This is a genomic window from Ensifer sp. EB106-03-01-XG145, from assembly GCF_058792075.1.
The window spans coordinates 1-18,678 of sequence record NZ_JBYTEC010000044.1 but is presented as its reverse complement, the minus strand read 5'-3'; the positions used below and the strand labels follow the sequence as shown (position 1 = coordinate 18,678).

Sequence of the window (18,678 nt, the reverse complement as noted above, 5' to 3'; positions counted from 1 at the left end):
CCCTCCCTTCGTCACACCCCCGCCGCCGAGTCTCATCCTGATTGACGCTGAATCTCACCGTGATTGCCGCCGCGCAGAGGGCTACCGGGTCGATGAAGACAGCGTCGCGGCCATACCGTTTAGAGCAGACAAGACTGAGACCTGGGGTGCGGCCGGTCGGTCGCAGCTTTTGTGCTTCGATGGCTCTTTCGGCTCGTCGCACGGTCTCGTCTTTGCTGGTTCAGGCGGCTTCAAGACGACCTCGGTAACGGTACCGACAGCGCTCAAATGGGGAAGCACGCTCGTCGTCCTCGACCCTTCCAATGAAGTGGCGCCAATGGTGGTCGATCATCGCAAAGCCGCCGGCCGGGACGTTCGGACACTCGACCCGAAGAAACCCAAGGCGGGGTTCAATGCACTCGACTGGATCGGCCGGTATGGCGGAACCAAGGAGGAGGATATTGCTGCGGTTGCCTCCTGGATCATGAGCGACAGCGGTCGCGCGATCGGGGTGCGCGATGATTTCTTCAGGGCGTCCGGGCTGCAGCTGCTGACCGCGCTCATTGCCGATGTCTGCCTCTCTGGCCACACACGCAAGGAAGACCAGACGCTGAGGCAGGTTCGCAAGAATCTCGCAGAGCCCGAACCGAAGCTGCGCGAACGTCTGCAGGCAATTCACGCAAACTCGAGCTCGGACTTCGTGAGAGAAAACGTCGCTGCATTCGTCAACATGACACCGGAGACATTTTCCGGCGTCTATGCCAACGCGGTGAAGGTCATTGGCTCTCCTACGAGAACTATGCGGGCCTGGTCTCAGCTAAGAGTTTTTCGACGGAACAGCTCTTGAACGGATCGCTGGACGTCTTCATCAATATCGATCTGAAAACGCTGGAAACGCATTCGGGCCTAGCTCGCGTCATCATAGGATCTTTCCTGAACGCGATCTACAATCGCGATCGCATGGGCGGCGACCTGGCTCTGTTCCTCCTAGACGAGTTGGCCCGCCTCGGTTACCTGCGCATTCTTGAGACGGCACGCGACACCGGTCGTAAGTACGGGATATCACTCACGCTGATCTTTCAGTCGATCGGCCAGATGCGCGAGACCTTCGGCGGCCGCGACGCCACGAGCAAATGGTTCGAGAGTGCGAGCTGGATCTCGTTTGCCGCCATCAACGATCCTGAAACGGCCGAGTATGTTTCAAGGCGCTGCGGCGCGACGACCGTCGAAGTCGATCAGGTGAGCCGCAGCTTTCAATCGCGGGGGTCGTCACGTACACGCTCGAAGCAGATTGCGGCGCGGCCGCTCATCCAACCGGACGAAGTGCTGCGCATGCGCGCTGACGAGCAGATCGTGTTTACGGCGGGAAATGCGCCTTTGAGATGCGGTCGCGCCATATGGTTCAGGCGCGCCGACATGCGAGGCTGCGTCAAGCAAAACAGATTTCGCACTCCGCCGACAACCACCTAATCTTACCCTGCGATCCATCACAAACGTGAATCGATCAGGCCGGACTGATTCAAAACACTCGTTGGACGGGATTCCGGGCATCGGCGATGGTACTTCCATGCTCAGTCAGCCCTACCAGCTCTATGTCGAACGAACCGACGCAGACAGGAACATGGCCCGGTTCTATGCCCTGTCGATCGACCGGACGCTGTTTGGAGAGGCCTGCCTGACGCGGCGCTGGGGAAGGATCGGTCAAAGAGGCCAATCGATGGTCCATCATTTCGACAACGAGCAAGAGGCGGTCGCGTTGTTCCTTGATGTTCTCAGAAAAAAGCGCACCCGGGGATATCGGCCAGCGGTAAAACGCCCCTCGAAGTGACGACGAAGTCCGCCGAACGCAGCGAGAACCGATGCGACCGCGAACGGTGGTCGTAATCGCTTGGGCGAACCAAGAGAGGTGGCCCCGCCTGGAGGCGGGGCCTAGTTGCCTCAGTCCCTGTTGGAACGGGACCAGATCAGCTGGTAGCCGTCTTCGCCCTCGACTTCCGCGAGCGTCGCGTAGATCGGAGCGGGAAAGCTCGGGTCGTCGAGCTTGACCGAGAGGTAGTCACGGCCGGTCTGCTCGGAGCTCTTCTGCCAGGCCGCGCCCAGTTCGACGTTGCCGGCATAGATGCGGAAGTGAGGGCCTTTGTCGGAGGGGTGTTCGATCCGTGCAATGCGAGCCTTGACGTTGAGGGCCAGCGTGCGGATCGACCCGTTGAAGCCGTTGTCGGTGGAGGTGAAAGTGCCAATGGTTGCCATGTCGAAGTTCCTTTCTGGTGTTTCGGGCCGCCCCCTTCGCGGCCTCGATGGCTATCGAAAAGATCGGGGACGATCGGACCGCACCCATAGGGCCAAAATGAAATGGAGGGCGGCAAGGAGCAGTTTTGTTGGATGGCGAGGAATGGCGGCTTGAGCCGCCAGGGGTAAGAAAACTGCGGATGCCGTTGCGGGAGGACGATCGAGGCTCCAGCCGCTTTCCGGTCAGACACGCCCCATCGAGCCCGCGCAGGACGCTGCCGCAGCAAGAAAGAACATTGCCTGGCAAGAGGGTGAAACAGGACCACCCGGCGACGATCAGCATCCAGCAGACTTCTTTATCCGTAGCCGCCGGCTCGCGCCGCATCTCCATCCTCGCTCAAGGCACGGTTGCCAATGGCGTAATGCACGATATCGTTCGATTGCGATTCGTCGCCTTGGGGGAACCATGCGTCAGCAGACAAAGTCATTCATCGTCGAGATTAAACAGTCGCGGAAACCGAAGTCCGGCACGCAGAAAACGTCGATCTGGGGAAAGTTAGATCTCGGGGCGAGCGACGACCAGCTTGAAACGACACGGACCGGACAGGAGGCGGCTGCTCCGGCTAAGGTCGGCGAGCAACGTTAAACCCAACGCCGGTCGCTTCGTTGTTCGAACCGAATGTAGAAGTTGGAAAGGGGCCGGCGACGACGCCAGCCCCAATCTGATCGTTGCTACACTCGCGGTTTCGATCGACCGCTCAAACACTCTAAGTCAACTTGGGGTGAGCACAAGATTGCGGCGGCGACGCACTAAATATCCCCCGTCTTTCCACCGGTCGTCCACAAGATCGGCAAACCCTACTGCAATGAAAGAAAAACCGTTTTCGCGCGACGCGACGATTGCCATCGGCTTGCACGGATGTGGATAAATTTTCGGGCGGGCAGGGGTGTTTGAGGGGCGGGGCTTTGGGGCGCCCCTCAATCCGTCAGCTGGGAGGCGTGCTTGCCCCCATCCCGATTTGTGCCGGATCTGACGCAATCCAACCGGAAAAGAAGCTGCCGTCGAAGATCGCCTCGCATCCAGACTGTTCTGGACGCGAGGCGATCGAAACCATCATCGATTGCGCAGCAAACTGGCCATGCGTTCCCCTACAAGCCAAAGAGCCTTGTTGAGCTTGATGTCCTGATCGATGCCATTGATCGGGCGTGACGTTGATCTGCGCGGCCTGCCAGTTTCATCGCGACCCATACCGCGCAACCCACCTTTGATGCTGTTTTCTTGAACGACATTCCATACGGTCCAAAGGTCATCAGCGCGGTCCTCCTGGCGACGGGGCACAAGCAGTTGTTCTGGCTTGATCGGTGTCGTCACAGCGCCGTCGGCGTCACCAAAGCGAAGCAGATGCGCCGCCTCCGCCAACACCTCCTTTGCATCCCGCCCCATTGTGAAGCTCGACCAGTCTTGGGGCGCTGCCAGAGCTCGTTCGGCCTCCGCGAGCACGCGATAGGTTCCTTCGATCACCTTGCCTTGAACATCTCCGGAGTGCCGGACTTTGATCGCGTCAATCGTTCCGGTCTGGGCCACGAGTGAATTGAGGCAGCAAACTCGGAATAGCCCCGCGAGCAACTCATAGGCACTCGTTCCATCATTTGCGTTTTTGAGGAGGATTTCGCAAACGGTATCGCCCACCTTGTAGACATTGCCGTCGTCGAGGCGGCGAAGACGGATAAGGTGCTTGGTAAAGTTGGCCTTTCCTTCCGTGCGGCTGACTGACTGACGCGCTCCGACCAGCGCAAAGCCCTCCTTCATCAGCCCACGCAGGATCTCGATTGTCGGGATTGGCATAAAGCGCTCGGAGCGGCTCTCGTGCGCCGAGGTTGCAAATATCGAAAGCGCAATGCCACGCATCTCATCCTCGGTGAGTGCGCGACCAGTGTCGAAGCGGGCAGTTCTGGCGTAGATGCTCATTGTCATTTCTCCTTTGGACCGCGAAGCAGGGCCGCGTCCTGCTTCCCGGGGCCGCGCGAGCGGTGGGGACGGAAGGGGAAAACAGTCTTCGCGGGGAACCGCCTGCACGAAAGCGGAAGCGAAGGAAGGTGGGCGGAAGGCTGTTTGGGGGAGAGAAGGGGGCGGCGCCCGGGCAAAGTCCCTCGGCCCCCTCCAACCGATCCGATAGGCTCGGTCATTTCAAAACGAAGCGCATCGGAACTTTCAGGATAGCGCCGCGTCCGCGGGAAAGCGGGAATTCGCGTTACGCGAAGACGTGAGATAAGGGCGGCCGCAAGAATTTCAAACATAGTGGCCCGAAAGGGAAGCGGCGCCGACTCCCCCGTCCTTCGCGTTCGCCAAGCCCCAATGTCTACGGCCTGCCCCATTGCTTCCCAGGGTTCAAGGTGCTGGGTGAGTGGCGCGAGACCGCGATATCGCCTCCAGGTCGCGCGACGTCGATCAGGAGGCACGCCACCTATCAGGCATTTATCAAAACCTGTCATACATATTTGACAAGATTGCCGACATCTGCCTATTCTCACATTAGACAAGTTGGCGCGGCCAGGCCGTCGCCTTTCGCATACCGGAGGAATAATGATCATCACCGACGTTGAAGTGCGGGTTTTCCGCACGACCACTCGCCGCCACTCGGACAGTGCTGGTCACGCGCATCCCGGCCCGCCGCATCAGGTCGAGCAGGCGATGCTGACCATTCGGACGGAAGACGGTCACGAGGGGCATTCCTTCACGGCGCCGGAAATCGTTCGGCCGCACGTTATCGACAAGTTTGTGAAGAAGGTCCTGATCGGTGAGGATCATCGTTATCGCGAACGGTTATGGCAGGATCTCGCACACTGGCAGCGCGGGTCCGCTGCGCAGCTCACGGACCGTACCCTGGCGGTCGTCGATTGCGCGCTGTGGGATCTGGCAGGGCGCACTTTGAACCAACCTGTATACAACTTGATCGGCGGCTACCGCGACAAGGTCCTCGCCTATGGTTCGATCATGTGTGGTGACGAGCTTGAGGGCGGCCTTGCAACCCCCGAGGACTATGGGCGCTTCGCAGAGATCCTGGTCAAGCGCGGCTACAAGGGCATCAAGCTGCACACCTGGATGCCGCCGGTCAGCTGGGCTCCAAACGTGAAAATGGACATCAAGGCCTGCGCCGCCGTGCGCGAAGCGGTGGGACCGGATATCCGCCTGATGATCGACGCCTTCCATTGGTACTCTCGCACCGATGCGCTGGAACTCGGGCGGGGGCTCGAAACGCTTGGCTTCGACTGGATCGAGGAGCCGATGGATGAGCAGTCGCTTTCGTCCTACAAGTGGCTCGCAGACAATCTCGACATTCCTGTCGTCGGTCCGGAAAGTGCCGCCGGGAAGCATTGGCACCGCGCCGAGTGGATCAAGGCGGGCGCCTGCGACATCCTTCGTACAGGCGTCAACGACGTTGGCGGCATTACGCCGGCGCTGAAGACGATGCACCTTGCCGAAGCATTCGGCATGGAATGCGAAGTGCACGGCAACACGGCGATGAACCTGCATGTCGTGGCCGCCACCAAGAACTGCCGCTGGTATGAGCGCGGCCTGCTCCATCCATTCCTCGAATATGACGACGGCCACGACTACCTGAAGTCGCTGTCCGACCCCATGGATCGCGACGGCTACGTCCACGTGCCGGATCGCCCGGGTCTTGGCGAGGATATCGACTTCAATTTCATCGAAAACCATCGCGTCCGGTAGCGAGCGAGGAAGCTTGTGATGAAGTCCATTCTCGCTTTCGGAGACAGCCTGACCTGGGGCGCTGACCCGGCAACGGGCCTGCGCCATCCGCCGGAAGGACGTTGGCCTGAGGTTCTGGGCGAGGCGCTTGGCGGCCGGGCAAGGATCATTGCCGAAGGACTCGGTGGTCGCACTACCTGCTACGACGACCACGCGGGGCCCGCATGCCGCAATGGCGCCAAGGCGCTGGAAGTGGCGCTGGCCAGCCATATGCCGCTCGACCTCGTCATTGTCATGCTCGGTACCAACGACATCAAGCCTGTCCATGGCGGGCGGGCAGAAGGGGCGGTTTCGGGAATGCGCCGGCTGGCGCAGATCGTCGAAACCTTTCCCTACAAACCCAAGGGGGCGAAACCGAAGCTCCTGATCGTCGCGCCGCCCCCCTGTTCGCCCGGTCCCGGCGGACAGCCGGCGGCGGGCCGCAGCGTGGCCGAATCCGAGAGGCTGTCTCCGCTCTACCGCAAGCTCGCGAACGAGCTTGGCCATCGATTTTTTGACGCTGGTTCGGTTACGCGCGCGTCCGAAACCGATGGTGTGCATCTCGAAGCCGCAGACACGGCAGCAATCGGACGGGCGCTTGTGGCGCCCGTCGGCGAAATTCTTGGCTGATCTGGTCATTGCCTGTGGAGGAACAGGCCGGCGGATCTTGTAATAGGAAGGTCGGTTCCCGAGTGGACGACCGCAAAGGAGGAAGCATGAAACACTTTCTAGCAACGGTCGCATTCGGTGCGCTTCTCGTCACCACGATGCCCCATGTCGTCCAGGCCGAAACGCCCGAGGATCAGCTCGTCGTCGCCACGACCATGAGCAACATCCTCACCCTCGACCCGGCAGCCATTACCGGCCGCGAGACGGTCCAGGTGCTGAACAACATCTACGACACCCTTGTCGTCCTGTCGCCTGAGGACCGCAGCGTTCAGCCGCGGCTGGCGGAACGGTGGGAAGTGGCCGACGACCGCATGTCGATCCGGTTCCACCTGCGCAGCGACGCCAAGTTTGCTTCCGGCAATCCCGTCACCGCCGACGACATCGCCTGGAGCCTGAAGCGTCTGCTTGCGCGCAACCTCGCGCAATCGTCCTTCCTCAAGACCCGCGGGTTTACGCTGGAAGCGGCCGACAAGCTGTTCGTCGTCGAAGACGATCGCACCTTCGTACTGCATCTGCCGAAGGCTGACGACCCGAACCTGCTCCTGATGGTCCTTGCGCAAAACGGGCCGGGCTCGATCATCGACAGCAAGACGGCTCTCGAAAACGAAAAGGACGGCGATCTCGGCGCCGGATGGCTGACCTTGAATTCGGCCGGCTCCGGTCCGTTCACGCTGACGCAGTGGAAGTCGAACGAGTTCATCATCCTCACCCGCAACGGCGAGTACTGGGGCGAAGCGCCGGGCATGAAGCGCGTGCTGCTTCGCCACCTGCCGGAATCGCAGTCGCAGCGCCTGCTTCTGGAAAAGGGCGACATCGACGTTGCCTACTCGCTTCAGGCGCCGGACCTGAAATCGCTGGAAGCCGACAAGGCGATCACGATTGAGTCGACTCCGGGCTCTGGCTTCTACTACCTCAGCGTTTCGATGAAGGATGAACGGTTCGCCAACAAGAAGGTCCGTGAGGCGCTTCGTTACCTCATCGACTACGAAGGCCTCGACAAGGCGGTAATGCCCTACTACGGCAAGCTGCACCAGCGGCCGCTGTCGACGGGTGTGCTTGGCGCCTTGCCGGACGAGGGCTACAAGCTGGATGTCGCGAAGGCCAAGGCCCTGCTTGCAGAGGCGGGCTATCCGGAAGGCTTCAAGACCACCTTGCGCGTCCTTTCCGAAGACCCCTTCATGAAGGCGGCGACCGCCATCCAGAACACACTCGGCCAGGCCGGAATTCAGGCGGAGCTCATCAGCGGTTCGGGCGACCAGATCTACGGTGCCATGCGTGAACGGAAGTTCGAATTGTTGCTCGGTCGCGGCGGCGGCGGTCAGCAGCCGCACCCGGACAACAACCTGCGGTCCGTTGCCTATAACCCGAACAATTCCGATGACGCGAAGCTCACCAACTACCAGAGCTGGCGCACCAGCTTCTTTGACGAGAAGCTGAACAAGATGATCGAGGAGGCGCTGGTCGAGCGCGACACCGCCAAGCAGATCAAGCTCTATGAAGGCGTACAGACCTACATGGACGAGATCGTCATGTCGATCCAGCCGTTCTCGGAAGTCGTCGACACAGCAGCCTACCGAAGCGACGTGAAGGGCATGATCGTCAGCCCATGGCTCTCGCGCTTCGAAGGAGTGAAGAAGGAACGGTAACCCCAGGCTTCGCTTTCAACGGGTTTGGAAAGGCGCGTCGCCAGGCGCGCCTTTTTGTTGTTTGGGCCAGTGCAGGTTTCTTACGTCGGGCAAGGCCGCGAGTGGCGGTGCATGTCAGACACGGTATTGGCGACGCCCGGAGCGGCAGGAGCATTGACCGCTCGTTGGGCCGTGACCAGCCTGACAGGCACGGCCGTCGCCATTGACCCGGTGTCGATACCTGAACCGCCTCCCATCGACGATCGAACACATTGCGAGGAAACAAAGCATAGCTTTGCAGATGCAGTGTGCGAGCTTCCCTGGCACGCGACCTCCGTTCGGCGAGGGTCGTCCTGACGGCCCCGCTAATTCCGTCACGACCGCACTCAAAATCAGTCTTCTTTGCTGCAAAAGAAATGCCCGGCACTGGGCCGGGCAAGTCGGGGGGAGAAACCTTGTCACGCGTCGCAAGCTGAGGAAGTCCGTCTTGCATTTGGGGAGCGCCCAGCGTCAGGGAACGTCAGTGCGCGCCCTCGTATTCCAGCGATGCACCGATCAGTTCTCGGGCATAGGGATGGGTTGCGCGATTTGCGGGGATCGCCTCGCGCGGCAGAACTTCGGTGATTTCGCCATGGAGCATGACGGCAAAGCGGTCGCACATATGGTCGACCACGGCGAGATCGTGCGTCACCATGATGTAGGTGAAGCCACGTTCGTCCCGCAGGCGCTGAAGCAGGTTGAGGATCTCCGCCTGCACCGAAACATCGAGCGCCGACGTCGGCTCGTCGAGCAGCAACAGCGATGGTTCGAGGATCAACGCGCGAGCGATCGCCACCCGTTGCCTTTGGCCGCCGGAGAGCTGATGAGGGAACCGGTCGAGGAACGAGATCGGGAGGCCGACATCGGTGATGGCCTTGCGAATGCGCTCTTCGCGGTCACCAAGTTTGTGGATGACGAGCGGCTCGTTGAGGACGGTGCGCACCGACTGGCGCGGATGCAGCGAGCCGTAAGGGTCCTGGAACACCATCTGCAGCATGCGGCAACGCTCGATGAGCGGCATGTCGCGCACCGGCTTTCCGCCGATGAGAATGTCACCGGTCCAAATGTCTGTCAGCATCGAAACGCAGCGCAGGACCGTGGATTTGCCCGAGCCGCTTTCGCCAACGAGCCCGAAGCACTCGCCGGGTTGCACCGAGAAGGTGACGCCTGGAAGAACCTTGGCGGCCGTTGGACCCGTGCCGAAGGTGATAGCGAGATCGCGGCATTCGACTGAAACGGACATCAGGCAATTTCCTCCAGCCATTCAGGACGGCGATCAAGCACGGCAAGCGGCGCGCGCCCGCCGCCGATCCGCGGCTGTGCCGCGAGCAAGCCGCGCGTATAGGGATGCTTGGCCTTGTCGAGGTCCGCGGCGGCCAAGGTTTCAACGATGCGACCGGCATACATGATCAGGACGCGGTCGCAGAAGTTACGCACCAGGTTCAAGTCATGGCTGATCATGATGAGGCCGATGCCGCGATCCCGGACAAGACCATCAAGGATGTTCAGCACCTGCAGCCGCACCGTCACATCGAGCGCCGAAGTCGGCTCGTCAGCGATGACGAGGTCCGGGTCGGCAAGCAGCATCATGGCGATCATGACACGCTGGCCCATGCCACCGGATATCTCGTGCGGATATTGGTCGTAGACGCGCTTCGGGTCGCGGATCTTTACCGCTTCAAGCATGGCAAGGGCCTTGTCGCGCGCTTCGGCCTTCGAGCACCTGAAGTGCCGCAGATAGGTTTCCGCCACCTGGTCGCCGACGCGGCGAATGGGGTTCAGCGAAAACTTCGGATCCTGCAGGATCATCGACATGCGCCGGCCGCGGACCTTGAGCATTTCCTTTTCGGAGAGCGACGGCAGATCGAGCTCGGCAAAGCGAAGCCGGTCGGCGGTGATGGTTGCGCCAGGCAGAAGGCGCAAAAGCGCGCGTCCGACCGTCGATTTGCCGGAGCCGCTTTCACCGACGATACCGAGACGCTCGCGTCCCAGAGTGAAGGAGACGCCGCGCACTGCGTCCGTCGGAGCGCCGCCATAGCGGATGCGCAGGTTCTCGACTTCGAGAATGGTCTTTTCCATGGGGCTATCTCCGGTTCATCTGCTTCGGATCGAGCGCGTCACGCAAGCCGTCGCCAAGCAGGTTGAATGCGAGACTGACGGAAAGGATGGAGATGCCCGGGAAGGTGACGAGCCACCAGCTGTCCAGCATGTACTTGCGGCCGGTCGCGATCATCGCGCCCCATTCCGGAAGCGGAGGTTGCGCACCGAGCCCGAGGAAGCCGAGGCCGGCGGCGGTCAGGATGACTGTCGCCATGTTCAACGTCAGTCGGATGAGGACCGAAGGCAGGCACATCGGCATGATCGACTTGAAGATGATGCGCGTCGAGGAGGCCCCTTGCAGTCGCGCAGCCGAAATGTAATCCGCCTTGCGGAAGGTCATCGCCTCGGCGCGCGCCAGCCGTGCGATGGGCGGCCAGGAGGTGAGCGCGATCGCGATGATGGCATTGTTCAGGCTTGGGCCGAGTGCTGCGACGAAGGCGAGCGAGAGAATGAGGCTCGGGAAGGACAGAAAAATGTCGGTGATCCGCATCATCACCGTATCGACCTTGCCACCGAGGTAACCGGCCGACGTGCCGATGATGAGACCGATCGGACCGACGACGATCGAGACGAGGAAGATGATCGTGAGCGTGATGCGCGCGCCGAAGACCAGCCGGCTGAAGATGTCTCGGCCGAGCTCGTCGGTACCGAAGAGGTGACCGTTGCCGGGCGCCTGCAAGGTGTAAGCGAGATCCTGCGCATAGGGGTCATGGGTCGCGATAAGCGGCGCGAAGGCGGCGACAAGGACAAGCAACGCCAGCACGAAAAGGCCGAAGGTCGAAGTCGGGCTCTTCAGCAGGAAAAGAACGATGTTCTTCAGCGCTTGAACGGGAGCCGGCAGACGGAAGGTGGGTTGAACGCGTGTGTCCATCAGCGTGTCCTCGGATCGAAGATGCGGTAGAGAACGTCGGATAGGAGGTTCAGTCCGATGAAGATGATGCCGACGATCAGCACGCAGGTCATGACGGCATTCATGTCGCCGGTGATGAGGTTGCTGGTGAGGTACTGGCCAAAACCCGGCCAGGCAAAAACCGTCTCGATCAGCACTGCGCCTTCGAGCAGGGAGCCGTAGGCAAGCGCAATGATGGTGACCAGCTGGACGCGGATGTTGATGAAGGCGTGCTGCCAGATCGTCTGGCTGCGCGAAAGACCCTTCACACGCGCGGTCGTCACGTATTCCTGGCCGAGCTGATCGAGCATGAAGCTGCGCGTCATACGCGTGATGTAGGCGGATGAGGAATAGCCGAGCAGGGCAGCCGGCAGGATGATGTGGTTGACCGCTGACCAGAAGACGTCCATCTCACCCGCCAAGAGGCTGTCGATGAGCAGGAAGCCCGTGCGTTCCTCGACAAGGCCGATATAGAACTGATCCATCCGCCCGCTGCCGCCAACGAGGCCGAGATGGGCGTAGAAAACGATCAGCGCGATCATGCCGGTCCAGAAGATCGGCATGGAATGGCCGAAGAGGCTGAAGACGCGCACGACATGATCCGGCCAGCGATCCTTGTTGACGGCGGCAAGGACGCCGAGCGGAACGCCAAGCCCCGCGCCGATGAGGATCGCGAAGGTCGCAAGCTCAATCGTCGCCGGCATAACATGCAGGATATCCTGGATCACAGGCTGGCCGGTTCGAATGGAGGTGCCGAAATTGCCTGTGAAGACGTCACCGAGATAATAGAAGAACTGTTCCCAGAGCGGTCGGTCGAGGCCCAGAGAGCGATAAACCTGCTCATAGGTCTCGCGGGTCGCGTCCTCTCCGACGATGGCGCGGACGGGATCGGCAGGCATCAGCCGTCCGATGAAAAAGGTCAGGAGAAGCAGGCCGAGCAGCGTGACCGCGATGGTCCCGATCTGTCCGGCCACGCCATAGAAGCGGATGCGGCGTAGTGACATGGTTCCTGACATGGTTCCTCCGTGTGTCAGTCGCCTGAAGGTAAGGCGGTACAGGCTCCTATCCTGTATGACAACTTCGGCAAACCTGTCACAGGCTTGTCATGCTGTCAAGCCAAACCGATCACAGGAAATCGTCGCGCCGGGGCGTAAAGCAGTCGATGAGCTCGCCCGCCTCCAAGCACTGGCAGCCATGTTCGGTGTTTCCGGGGATAACGAGACTGTCGCCAGCCTGCAATTCATAGGCCTCGCCGTTGCGGAAGAAGCGAAAACGGCCGCGCGCCACATAGGTGGATTGCACGTGCGAGTGGCGGTGCAGCTTGCCTTTAGCACCGGATTCAAAGCGAAACGACACGACCATGAGTTCGGGGGAATCGGAAAGAACCTGACGGGTCACGCCAGCGTCCGGCGATACTGCGGGGAAAGTGGGGAGAGTCATGTGAACCTCGGCGATGTTGTATAACATCATCACCATACATGTTCTTATATTTGTATGACAACTATGTTGTCGGCATCCGAATCAACTTTCTTCGATTGCCATGGTGCGCGAACGCAAAAGCACCTTGTAGCGCTCCAGGCTTCCACGAAGGTGGGCGCGCATCCGTTCACGCGCGGCTTCCGCATCTCCCTCGATGATGGCATCGACGATCTGGCCATGCTCCTCCTGCAGGTGGAGGTTATAGTCCTTAGGGCGCGATCCGGGCGCCGACCCCTGCAATTCGCCACGCGGGATGATGCCGGAGCGGATCAACTGAAGAAACTCCGGGAAGCGTCGGTTCTGTGTGGCCTCCGCAATCGCCAGGTGAAGCTCGAAATCTGCGTCACGCGTGGGCGCACCCGACGCCAGGCATTCGCCGACACGGTGATGGGCCTCGAGGATCGCCTCTATCTGTGCCGCCGAACGGCGGGATGCCGCAAGCCCTGCTGATTCCACCTCGAAAACCGTCCTCAATTCAAGGAGTTCGATCACCGAGGAAATCCGTTGGGTCGCAAGGTCCTTGAAGGGCTGGTTCTTGTCCTGCTGGGTTTCAAGAGCAAAGATGCCGGCGCCCTTGCGTGCCTCGACAAGACCGTCTGCACGCAGGATCGCGATAGCCTCCCGAACGACAGTCCGGCTGACGGAATATTCCTTTGTGAGGGCGCTTTCGCTCGGAAGCCTGTCGCCGGGGCGAAATACACCCTCCGTCAGCTCGCGGCGCAGTGCAGCGCTGATCTTTGCCGCCAGCGAGGTGCCGCGAACGTGATTGTTTTCGGCTTCCATCTTCACTCCGCCTGTGTCGAACCTGTCTGGCATGTTAGCCGTTATCTGTTCGAATGCAAGGGCGGCTGCGGACGCGCATCCTCAGCGTGCGGCGCGCAACATGGAGCGGTAGCGTATCTGGCTGTTCTTGAGATGGTTGCGCATCGCCGCGCGTGCTGCATCCTCGTCGCCGTTCTGTATGGCCAGAAGAATTGCCTCGTGTTCGTCCACAAGACGGCTGAGTTCGTCGGCAGGAAGAAGAGCCTCCTCGCCGCTATCAACGATGGCGCGACGGGGGATGACGGCCGGTCCGAGCGCCTTAAGAAACTCGCTAAAGCGCGGATTGTTGGTTGCCTCGGCGATCGCGACGTGAAAGCCGAAATCAGCCTCGGCGGTCGGTTTGCCCGCAGCCGCGCAGGCCCTGAAGGCATCAAAGGCTTCGATGAGCTTGCCTTCCTGACCGGGCGAGCGGCGAAGGGCTGCAAGCGCAGCCGCGTCGCCCTCGACTGCGGTTCTAAGCTCCAGCATCTCGATCAGCGACGACACCCGCGTGAGGTCGACTTGTTGAAACGGCCGCCGCGCGGACGCAGCCTGCTCCAGCAGGAATACGCCCGCTCCCTGCCGAGGTTCGACCAGACCGTCGGAGCGCAAGGCCGCAATCGCTTCGCGTACGACTGTGCGGCTAACGCCGAATTCCTGGGTGAGCTGTGCTTCGGACGGCAGGCGGTCGCCGGGATTGTAGCGCCCCTTGGCTATCTGGGAACGAAGAGCATCCGTCACCTGCGCCACGAGCGTTTTGCCCTGGAAGACGGAGGGATCGGATGTCGTCGCTGTCATCATGCAAGGGGCCGCTTCCAAGATCTTCGTCGGTCCGTTTGTGGATACGCCATCAATGGGTGATGGCGCAATCCGTCGCTACGCCGACTTCAGATACTGAGGCATCAGCCGCTCAGGAATGTTCTGATAGGAGATTGGCCTTAGGAACCGGCGGATGGCCATGGTACCGACCGAGCTTGCGCCGAAATTGGTGGACGCGGGATAGGGACCGCCGTGAACCATCGCATCGCAGACCTCGACGCCAGTCGGATAGCCGTTGGCCAGGATACGGCCCGCCTTGCGTTCAAGGATCACCATGAGCTTGCGCGCGAAATCGACATCGCCGTCGTCGAGATGGAGGGTTGCCGTCAACTGCCCCTTGAAACGCTTTGCCACCACGATCATCTCTTTGAAGCTCTCGACCGTGACGATCAGTCCAAGTGGACCGAAGACTTCCTCTGCAAGGACATGATTGTCGAGCCATTCACGCGCCGGGACGAGAAAGAGATTGGGCGTGGCATCCCGCTGACCACAGCTTGTGCTGAGAATCTCGCGAACGCCGCCCCCCTTCGATACGCGGTCGCGTCCTTCGCGATAGGCCCTGGCGATGCCTTCGGTGAGCATGACCTGCGGCTCGACGCCTGAAAGTGCTGCGCGGGCAGCTTCCGCGAAGGCGGGCGCCTGCTCGGCAAGGATCACCGCGATGCCCGGATTGGTGCAGAATTGCCCGGCCCCCATGGTAAGTGAACCTGCCCATCCCTTGGCGATCTCCGCGCCGCGCGCCTTGATCGCCTCCGGCAGGAGAAACATGGGGTTCACCGAGCCGAGTTCGCCGAAGAAGGGAATGGGCTCCGGCCGCCCTGCGCAAAGGTCGAAGAGCGCCCGCCCGCCGGCAAGTGAACCGGTGAAGCCGACCGCCTTGATCAGCGGGTGCGTCACGAGGCCCGTACCGACGTCGCGGCGGCCACCCTGGATCAGTGAAAACACACCTGGGTGCAATCCGTGCGCCCTGATGGCAGCCAGGGCAGCCTCGGCGACGATCTCGCCGGTCCCCGGGTGGGCCGAATGACCCTTGACCACAACAGGGCAACCTGCGGCGAGAGCCGAGGCGGTATCGCCGCCCATGGTCGAGAAGGCGAGTGGAAAATTGGAGGCACCGAACACGGCAACGGGACCTATCGGCCGCTGGATCAGACGGATGTCGGAACGGGGCAGGGGCTTGCGATCCGGCAATGCCTCGTCATGACGCCTGTCGAGGTACTCGCCCTTGCGAATATGGGAGGCAAACAGCCGAAGCTGGCCGGTCGTGCGTGCGCGCTCGCCTTCAAGGCGGGCGCCCGGCAATCCGGTCTCCGCGCTTCCGATCTCGGTGATCGCCGCCCCGCGCGCCTCTATCTCGTCGGCGATGGCGTCGAGGAATGCTGCGCGCTCGTCGCGGGTCGAGTAGCCGAAGGACCAGAAGGCTTCCTCCGCGGCCTCGGCCGTTTTGTTCACCAGTTCGGTCGTTCCGACGGAGAAATCAAAGGCCGGGCCAGACGCCGGCTCGCTCTTGAATGTCTGCCCGGTTGCGATCCATTCGCCTGCGACCAGATGTTTTCCATGCGGTTTGAAGATCATTCATCACTCCCTAAGGATCGGATTGTCGACATAGACACCGCCCTGAAAGCGAGCCATGGATTCGTCGGGGCCGGGCTGCGGCGAGGCCTCCGAAAGGCGCGTCCGGAAGAATTCGGCATTGTCCCTGGGTTTCCAGCCCAGCCAGCCGAGGTGTGCGTTGTCCCACCAACCGGCGTCATTTGCCGATGCACCCCAGATCACGGGACAGCCCAAAACCGGGACGCGGAAGATCGCCTCGATCAGCGATGCGAAGTCTTCGTGCGAAAGCCAGGTCGACAACATCCGGTGGTTCGTTGGCTCTGGGGTACAGGAGCCGATCCGAACCAGTGCCGTCTCCTGCCCGAACTTCTCAAAATACAGGCGCCCAAGCGCCTCGCCGAAGCATTTGGAGACCCCGTAGAGCCCATCCGGGCGGAACGGGGCGTCGGGCTTGAGCCGGACGGTTTGCGGATAATAGCCGATCGTATGGTTGGAACTGGCAAAGACGATGCGCGGCTGGCCATTGGCGCGAGCGGCTTCGAAAAGATTGTAAAGACCGACGATGTTGCCGCGCAGGACCCCCTCAAACGGACCTTCGACCGACGCTCCGCCAAGATGGACGATACCGTCGCAGCCAGCGACCATGGCATTCACCGCTTGACCGTCGGCAAGATCGCATTGGACGAACTCCTCATGGTCAGCTGGTGCTCCAAGACCTGTGCGATCAGCAAGGCGGATCGTATCGGCCAGGCCACAGAGCCGTGTGCGCATCACACGGCCAAGCTGACCCGCCCCGCCAGTGATGAGAAGGCGTTTCATTCCAGGTCTTCCCATTGAGGTGTTGCAATCGAAAATCGAGGTTGGCATTTGCCTCTTGACGTTGTCAGACATATCATACAACTATGCCTACCACATATTATATGTTGGTCGCAATCACTGAAGGAGGACTTTCATGCTGACCGTCGAAACGCGGCAAGCCGTCAATCCGGACTATGCAAAGACGCTCGATACCGAGGGTCTCCGCAGGCATTTTCTGGCCGAGGACATGTTCCGGTCGGGTGAGATCCGGTTGATTTATACCCATTACGATCGCTTCGTGATGGGCGGCGCCGTTCCCGCGGGCAAGCCGCTGACGCTCGACGGGGTGGAAGAGACCAAGACGCCCTCGTTCCTCGATCGGCGCGAGATGGGCGTCGTCAATGTAGGCAAAATCGGCACGGTCACGACCGAACAGGGCACCTACACCCTCAACCGCGGCGACGTTCTCTATCTCGGAATGGGAACAGGCCCCGTCACCTTCTCCGGAGAGGGGCGCTTTTACATCACGTCCTGCCCGGCCCATCGCAGCCTGCCCGCCCGGCTTGTCACCATTGCTGACAGCAAGGAAGTCAAACTCGGCACGACCGAAACCTCCAATAAGCGCACGATCAACCAGTTCATCCATCCGCTCGTCATGGAAAGCTGCCAGCTCGTTCTCGGCTATACGACGCTTGAAGATGGCTCGGTGTGGAACACGATGCCTGCGCATATCCATGATCGCCGCATGGAGGCCTATCTCTATTTCGGCATGGACGAAAAATCCCGTGTGCTGCACCTGATGGGCGAACCACAGGAAACCCGCCATCTCTTCATTTCCAACGAGGAAGGCGCGATTTCTCCCCCCTGGTCCGTCCACTCGGGCGCCGGCATCGGATCCTATACCTTCATTTGGGCCATGGCCGGCGACAATGTCGACTATACCGATATGGAGTTCATCCAGCCCGGGGAACTGAAGTGACAAATCTCTTTTCGCTTCAAGGCCGTAAGGCCCTTGTCACCGGCGCGAACACCGGGCTTGGGCAGGCGATCGCCGTAGGCCTTGCTGCGGCTGGCGCCGAAGTAATCTGCGCCGCGCGCCGCGCGCCCGAGGAAACGCTTGAAATCATTGCAAGAGCTGGCGGGACAGCTGCACCGCTTGCTCTGGACTTTGCCGATCCCCTGGCCGCGCGCGATGTTTTTGCCGGAAAGGGCTACGATATCCTCGTCAACAATGCCGGCATCATCCGCCGCGCCGATGCGGTGGAATTCAGCGAGGCCGACTGGGATGACGTCATGGACGTTAACCTGAAAGCGCTGTTCTTCACGTGCCAGGTCTTTGCCAAAGAACTGCTGGCTAAGGGCCGGCCCGGAAAAATCGTCAACATCGCGTCGTTGCTGTCCTTCCAGGGCGGCATCCGAGTGCCATCCTATACGGCCGCCAAGCATGGCGTGTCGGGCCTCACCAAGTTGCTTGCCAACGAGTGGGCCGCAAAGGGCATCAATGTGAACGCGATCGCACCCGGCTACATCGAAACCAACAACACCGAAGCGCTGCGCGACGATCCCGATCGCAACAAAGCGATCCTTGATCGCATCCCAGCCAATCGTTGGGGCAAGCCCAAAGACATCGCCGGTGCTGCCGTCTTCCTGTCGTCGACTGCGGCCGATTACATTCACGGCGCCATTCTCAATGTGGACGGTGGCTGGCTGGCTCGCTGATGCTGTCGCCGACTGCGAACTCATCATATGAGTTATATGATGAGTTGATACGGAACCGGCCCGTGCCCCGAAATTTTATCATCCTGAAAACACGTAGAGGATTAAGAAATGACCCCAGAACAGATCAAGGCCGCGCTTGGATCGGGCCTGCTTTCCTTCCCGGTCACGCACTTCGACAAGGACGGTCGCTTTGCGCCGGAAAGCTACAAGGCGCATGTCGAGTGGCT

Annotated in this window: 18 protein-coding genes and 2 pseudogenes; 9 read left to right on the top strand and 11 right to left on the bottom strand. The window is 60.9% G+C overall.

Annotated elements, in window-relative coordinates; translation table 11 throughout:
* Window positions 1-76: 76 nt before the first annotated feature.
* Together traG and AC3WWH_RS33840 are read left to right on the top strand one after the other, a co-directional pair.
* Window positions 77-1,449: pseudogene (traG, locus tag AC3WWH_RS33845) on the top strand (Ti-type conjugative transfer system protein TraG); the annotation flags it as partial.
* Window positions 1,450-1,510: 61 nt separating this feature from the next.
* Window positions 1,511-1,807, top strand: coding sequence for a WGR domain-containing protein (locus tag AC3WWH_RS33840; RefSeq protein ID WP_082641192.1), 297 nt, complete (start codon window positions 1,511-1,513; stop codon window positions 1,805-1,807).
* 110 nt (window positions 1,808-1,917) lie between these two features.
* Here AC3WWH_RS33840 and AC3WWH_RS33835 read toward each other — a convergent pair whose 3' ends face one another.
* The gene (locus AC3WWH_RS33835) at window positions 1,918-2,229 is read right to left on the bottom strand and encodes a DUF736 domain-containing protein (RefSeq protein WP_058324696.1); all 312 of its coding nucleotides are present in this window, start codon (window positions 2,227-2,229) and stop codon (window positions 1,918-1,920) included.
* Between the two features lie 445 nt (window positions 2,230-2,674).
* Between AC3WWH_RS33835 and AC3WWH_RS33830 the strand changes: the two genes are divergently transcribed.
* Window positions 2,675-2,854, top strand: a complete 180-nt coding sequence (locus AC3WWH_RS33830; RefSeq protein ID WP_058324695.1) for a hypothetical protein — start codon at window positions 2,675-2,677, stop codon at window positions 2,852-2,854.
* 468 nt (window positions 2,855-3,322) lie between these two features.
* On the opposite strand, the gene AC3WWH_RS33825 is transcribed toward AC3WWH_RS33830, so the two are convergent.
* Window positions 3,323-4,177 carry a DUF932 domain-containing protein gene (locus tag AC3WWH_RS33825; protein ID WP_058324694.1) on the bottom strand — a complete coding sequence of 285 codons (855 nt, stop codon included), beginning with the start codon at window positions 4,175-4,177 and terminating at the stop codon, window positions 3,323-3,325.
* A gap of 615 nt (window positions 4,178-4,792) precedes the next feature.
* On the opposite strand from AC3WWH_RS33825, the gene AC3WWH_RS33820 reads away from it, so the two are divergent.
* The 3 genes from AC3WWH_RS33820 (at window position 4,793) to AC3WWH_RS33810 (ending at window position 8,274) form a co-directional block, all read left to right on the top strand.
* Window positions 4,793-5,941 carry a mandelate racemase family protein gene (locus AC3WWH_RS33820; protein WP_058324693.1) on the top strand — a complete coding sequence of 383 codons (1,149 nt, stop codon included), beginning with the start codon at window positions 4,793-4,795 and terminating at the stop codon, window positions 5,939-5,941.
* A gap of 18 nt (window positions 5,942-5,959) precedes the next feature.
* Window positions 5,960-6,589, top strand: coding sequence for an SGNH/GDSL hydrolase family protein (locus tag AC3WWH_RS33815; protein WP_058324692.1), 630 nt, complete (start codon window positions 5,960-5,962; stop codon window positions 6,587-6,589).
* Window positions 6,590-6,675: 86 nt separating this feature from the next.
* Complete coding sequence (locus AC3WWH_RS33810; protein WP_058324691.1) at window positions 6,676-8,274, top strand: ABC transporter substrate-binding protein; 1,599 nt, start codon at window positions 6,676-6,678, stop codon at window positions 8,272-8,274.
* Between the two features lie 499 nt (window positions 8,275-8,773).
* Here the strand turns inward: AC3WWH_RS33810 and AC3WWH_RS33805 are convergent, their stop codons facing one another.
* The 9 genes from AC3WWH_RS33805 to AC3WWH_RS33765 all read right to left on the bottom strand — a co-directional run bounded on the left by AC3WWH_RS33805 (window position 8,774) and on the right by AC3WWH_RS33765 (window position 16,753).
* Window positions 8,774-9,535 carry an ABC transporter ATP-binding protein gene (locus AC3WWH_RS33805; protein WP_058324690.1) on the bottom strand — a complete coding sequence of 254 codons (762 nt, stop codon included), beginning with the start codon at window positions 9,533-9,535 and terminating at the stop codon, window positions 8,774-8,776.
* On the bottom strand, window positions 9,535-10,371 hold the full coding sequence (locus tag AC3WWH_RS33800) for an ABC transporter ATP-binding protein (protein ID WP_058324689.1): 837 nt from the start codon (window positions 10,369-10,371) through the stop codon (window positions 9,535-9,537). Before AC3WWH_RS33800 ends, AC3WWH_RS33805 begins: the two co-directional genes overlap by 1 nt.
* A gap of 4 nt (window positions 10,372-10,375) precedes the next feature.
* On the bottom strand, window positions 10,376-11,263 hold the full coding sequence (locus AC3WWH_RS33795; protein WP_058324688.1) for an ABC transporter permease: 888 nt from the start codon (window positions 11,261-11,263) through the stop codon (window positions 10,376-10,378).
* A complete protein-coding gene (locus tag AC3WWH_RS33790) occupies window positions 11,263-12,285 on the bottom strand; it encodes an ABC transporter permease (RefSeq protein ID WP_058324687.1) in 1,023 nt (340 codons plus the stop codon). The genes AC3WWH_RS33795 and AC3WWH_RS33790 overlap by 1 nt, the downstream gene beginning before the upstream one ends.
* 121 nt (window positions 12,286-12,406) lie before the next feature.
* Window positions 12,407-12,757, bottom strand: a complete 351-nt coding sequence (locus AC3WWH_RS33785) for a cupin domain-containing protein (RefSeq protein ID WP_373419936.1) — start codon at window positions 12,755-12,757, stop codon at window positions 12,407-12,409.
* Window positions 12,758-12,802: 45 nt separating this feature from the next.
* Window positions 12,803-13,543, bottom strand: coding sequence for a FadR/GntR family transcriptional regulator (locus AC3WWH_RS33780; RefSeq protein ID WP_058324686.1), 741 nt, complete (start codon window positions 13,541-13,543; stop codon window positions 12,803-12,805).
* An 81-nt stretch (window positions 13,544-13,624) separates the two neighbouring features.
* Window positions 13,625-14,362, bottom strand: a complete 738-nt coding sequence (locus AC3WWH_RS33775; protein WP_058324685.1) for a FadR/GntR family transcriptional regulator — start codon at window positions 14,360-14,362, stop codon at window positions 13,625-13,627.
* Between the two features lie 75 nt (window positions 14,363-14,437).
* On the bottom strand, window positions 14,438-15,955 hold the full coding sequence (locus AC3WWH_RS33770; protein WP_058324684.1) for an aldehyde dehydrogenase (NADP(+)): 1,518 nt from the start codon (window positions 15,953-15,955) through the stop codon (window positions 14,438-14,440).
* Between the two features lie 3 nt (window positions 15,956-15,958).
* Window positions 15,959-16,753 carry an NAD-dependent epimerase/dehydratase family protein gene (locus tag AC3WWH_RS33765; protein ID WP_058324683.1) on the bottom strand — a complete coding sequence of 265 codons (795 nt, stop codon included), beginning with the start codon at window positions 16,751-16,753 and terminating at the stop codon, window positions 15,959-15,961.
* A gap of 133 nt (window positions 16,754-16,886) precedes the next feature.
* Between AC3WWH_RS33765 and kduI the strand changes: the two genes are divergently transcribed.
* The 3 genes and pseudogenes from kduI to AC3WWH_RS33750 all read left to right on the top strand — a co-directional run.
* The gene (kduI, locus tag AC3WWH_RS33760; protein WP_058324682.1) at window positions 16,887-17,711 is read left to right on the top strand and encodes a 5-dehydro-4-deoxy-D-glucuronate isomerase; all 825 of its coding nucleotides are present in this window, start codon (window positions 16,887-16,889) and stop codon (window positions 17,709-17,711) included.
* On the top strand, window positions 17,708-18,451 hold the full coding sequence (gene kduD, locus AC3WWH_RS33755) for a 2-dehydro-3-deoxy-D-gluconate 5-dehydrogenase KduD (RefSeq protein WP_058324681.1): 744 nt from the start codon (window positions 17,708-17,710) through the stop codon (window positions 18,449-18,451). Before kduI ends, kduD begins: the two co-directional genes overlap by 4 nt.
* A 108-nt stretch (window positions 18,452-18,559) precedes the next feature.
* A pseudogene (locus AC3WWH_RS33750) lies at window positions 18,560-18,678 on the top strand (5-dehydro-4-deoxyglucarate dehydratase); the annotation flags it as partial.

Excerpts from the sequence above, each read along its gene's own strand:
- AC3WWH_RS33805 (WP_058324690.1), bottom strand. The coding sequence starts at position 9,535 with ATGTCCGTTTCAGTCGAATGCCGCGATCTCGCTATCACCTTCGGCACG.
- AC3WWH_RS33825 (WP_058324694.1), bottom strand. The coding sequence starts at position 4,177 with ATGAGCATCTACGCCAGAACTGCCCGCTTCGACACTGGTCGCGCACTC.
- AC3WWH_RS33800 (WP_058324689.1), bottom strand. The coding sequence starts at position 10,371 with ATGGAAAAGACCATTCTCGAAGTCGAGAACCTGCGCATCCGCTATGGC.
- kduI (WP_058324682.1), top strand. The coding sequence starts at position 16,887 with ATGCTGACCGTCGAAACGCGGCAAGCCGTCAATCCGGACTATGCAAAG.
- AC3WWH_RS33785 (WP_373419936.1), bottom strand. The coding sequence starts at position 12,757 with ATGGTGATGATGTTATACAACATCGCCGAGGTTCACATGACTCTCCCC.
- AC3WWH_RS33780 (WP_058324686.1), bottom strand. The coding sequence starts at position 13,543 with ATGGAAGCCGAAAACAATCACGTTCGCGGCACCTCGCTGGCGGCAAAG.
- AC3WWH_RS33815 (WP_058324692.1), top strand. The coding sequence starts at position 5,960 with ATGAAGTCCATTCTCGCTTTCGGAGACAGCCTGACCTGGGGCGCTGAC.
- AC3WWH_RS33810 (WP_058324691.1), top strand. The coding sequence starts at position 6,676 with ATGAAACACTTTCTAGCAACGGTCGCATTCGGTGCGCTTCTCGTCACC.
- AC3WWH_RS33830 (WP_058324695.1), top strand. The coding sequence starts at position 2,675 with ATGCGTCAGCAGACAAAGTCATTCATCGTCGAGATTAAACAGTCGCGG.
- AC3WWH_RS33795 (WP_058324688.1), bottom strand. The coding sequence starts at position 11,263 with ATGGACACACGCGTTCAACCCACCTTCCGTCTGCCGGCTCCCGTTCAA.
- AC3WWH_RS33835 (WP_058324696.1), bottom strand. The coding sequence starts at position 2,229 with ATGGCAACCATTGGCACTTTCACCTCCACCGACAACGGCTTCAACGGG.
- AC3WWH_RS33775 (WP_058324685.1), bottom strand. The coding sequence starts at position 14,362 with ATGATGACAGCGACGACATCCGATCCCTCCGTCTTCCAGGGCAAAACG.
- AC3WWH_RS33790 (WP_058324687.1), bottom strand. The coding sequence starts at position 12,285 with ATGTCACTACGCCGCATCCGCTTCTATGGCGTGGCCGGACAGATCGGG.
- AC3WWH_RS33765 (WP_058324683.1), bottom strand. The coding sequence starts at position 16,753 with ATGAAACGCCTTCTCATCACTGGCGGGGCGGGTCAGCTTGGCCGTGTG.
- AC3WWH_RS33820 (WP_058324693.1), top strand. The coding sequence starts at position 4,793 with ATGATCATCACCGACGTTGAAGTGCGGGTTTTCCGCACGACCACTCGC.
- AC3WWH_RS33770 (WP_058324684.1), bottom strand. The coding sequence starts at position 15,955 with ATGATCTTCAAACCGCATGGAAAACATCTGGTCGCAGGCGAATGGATC.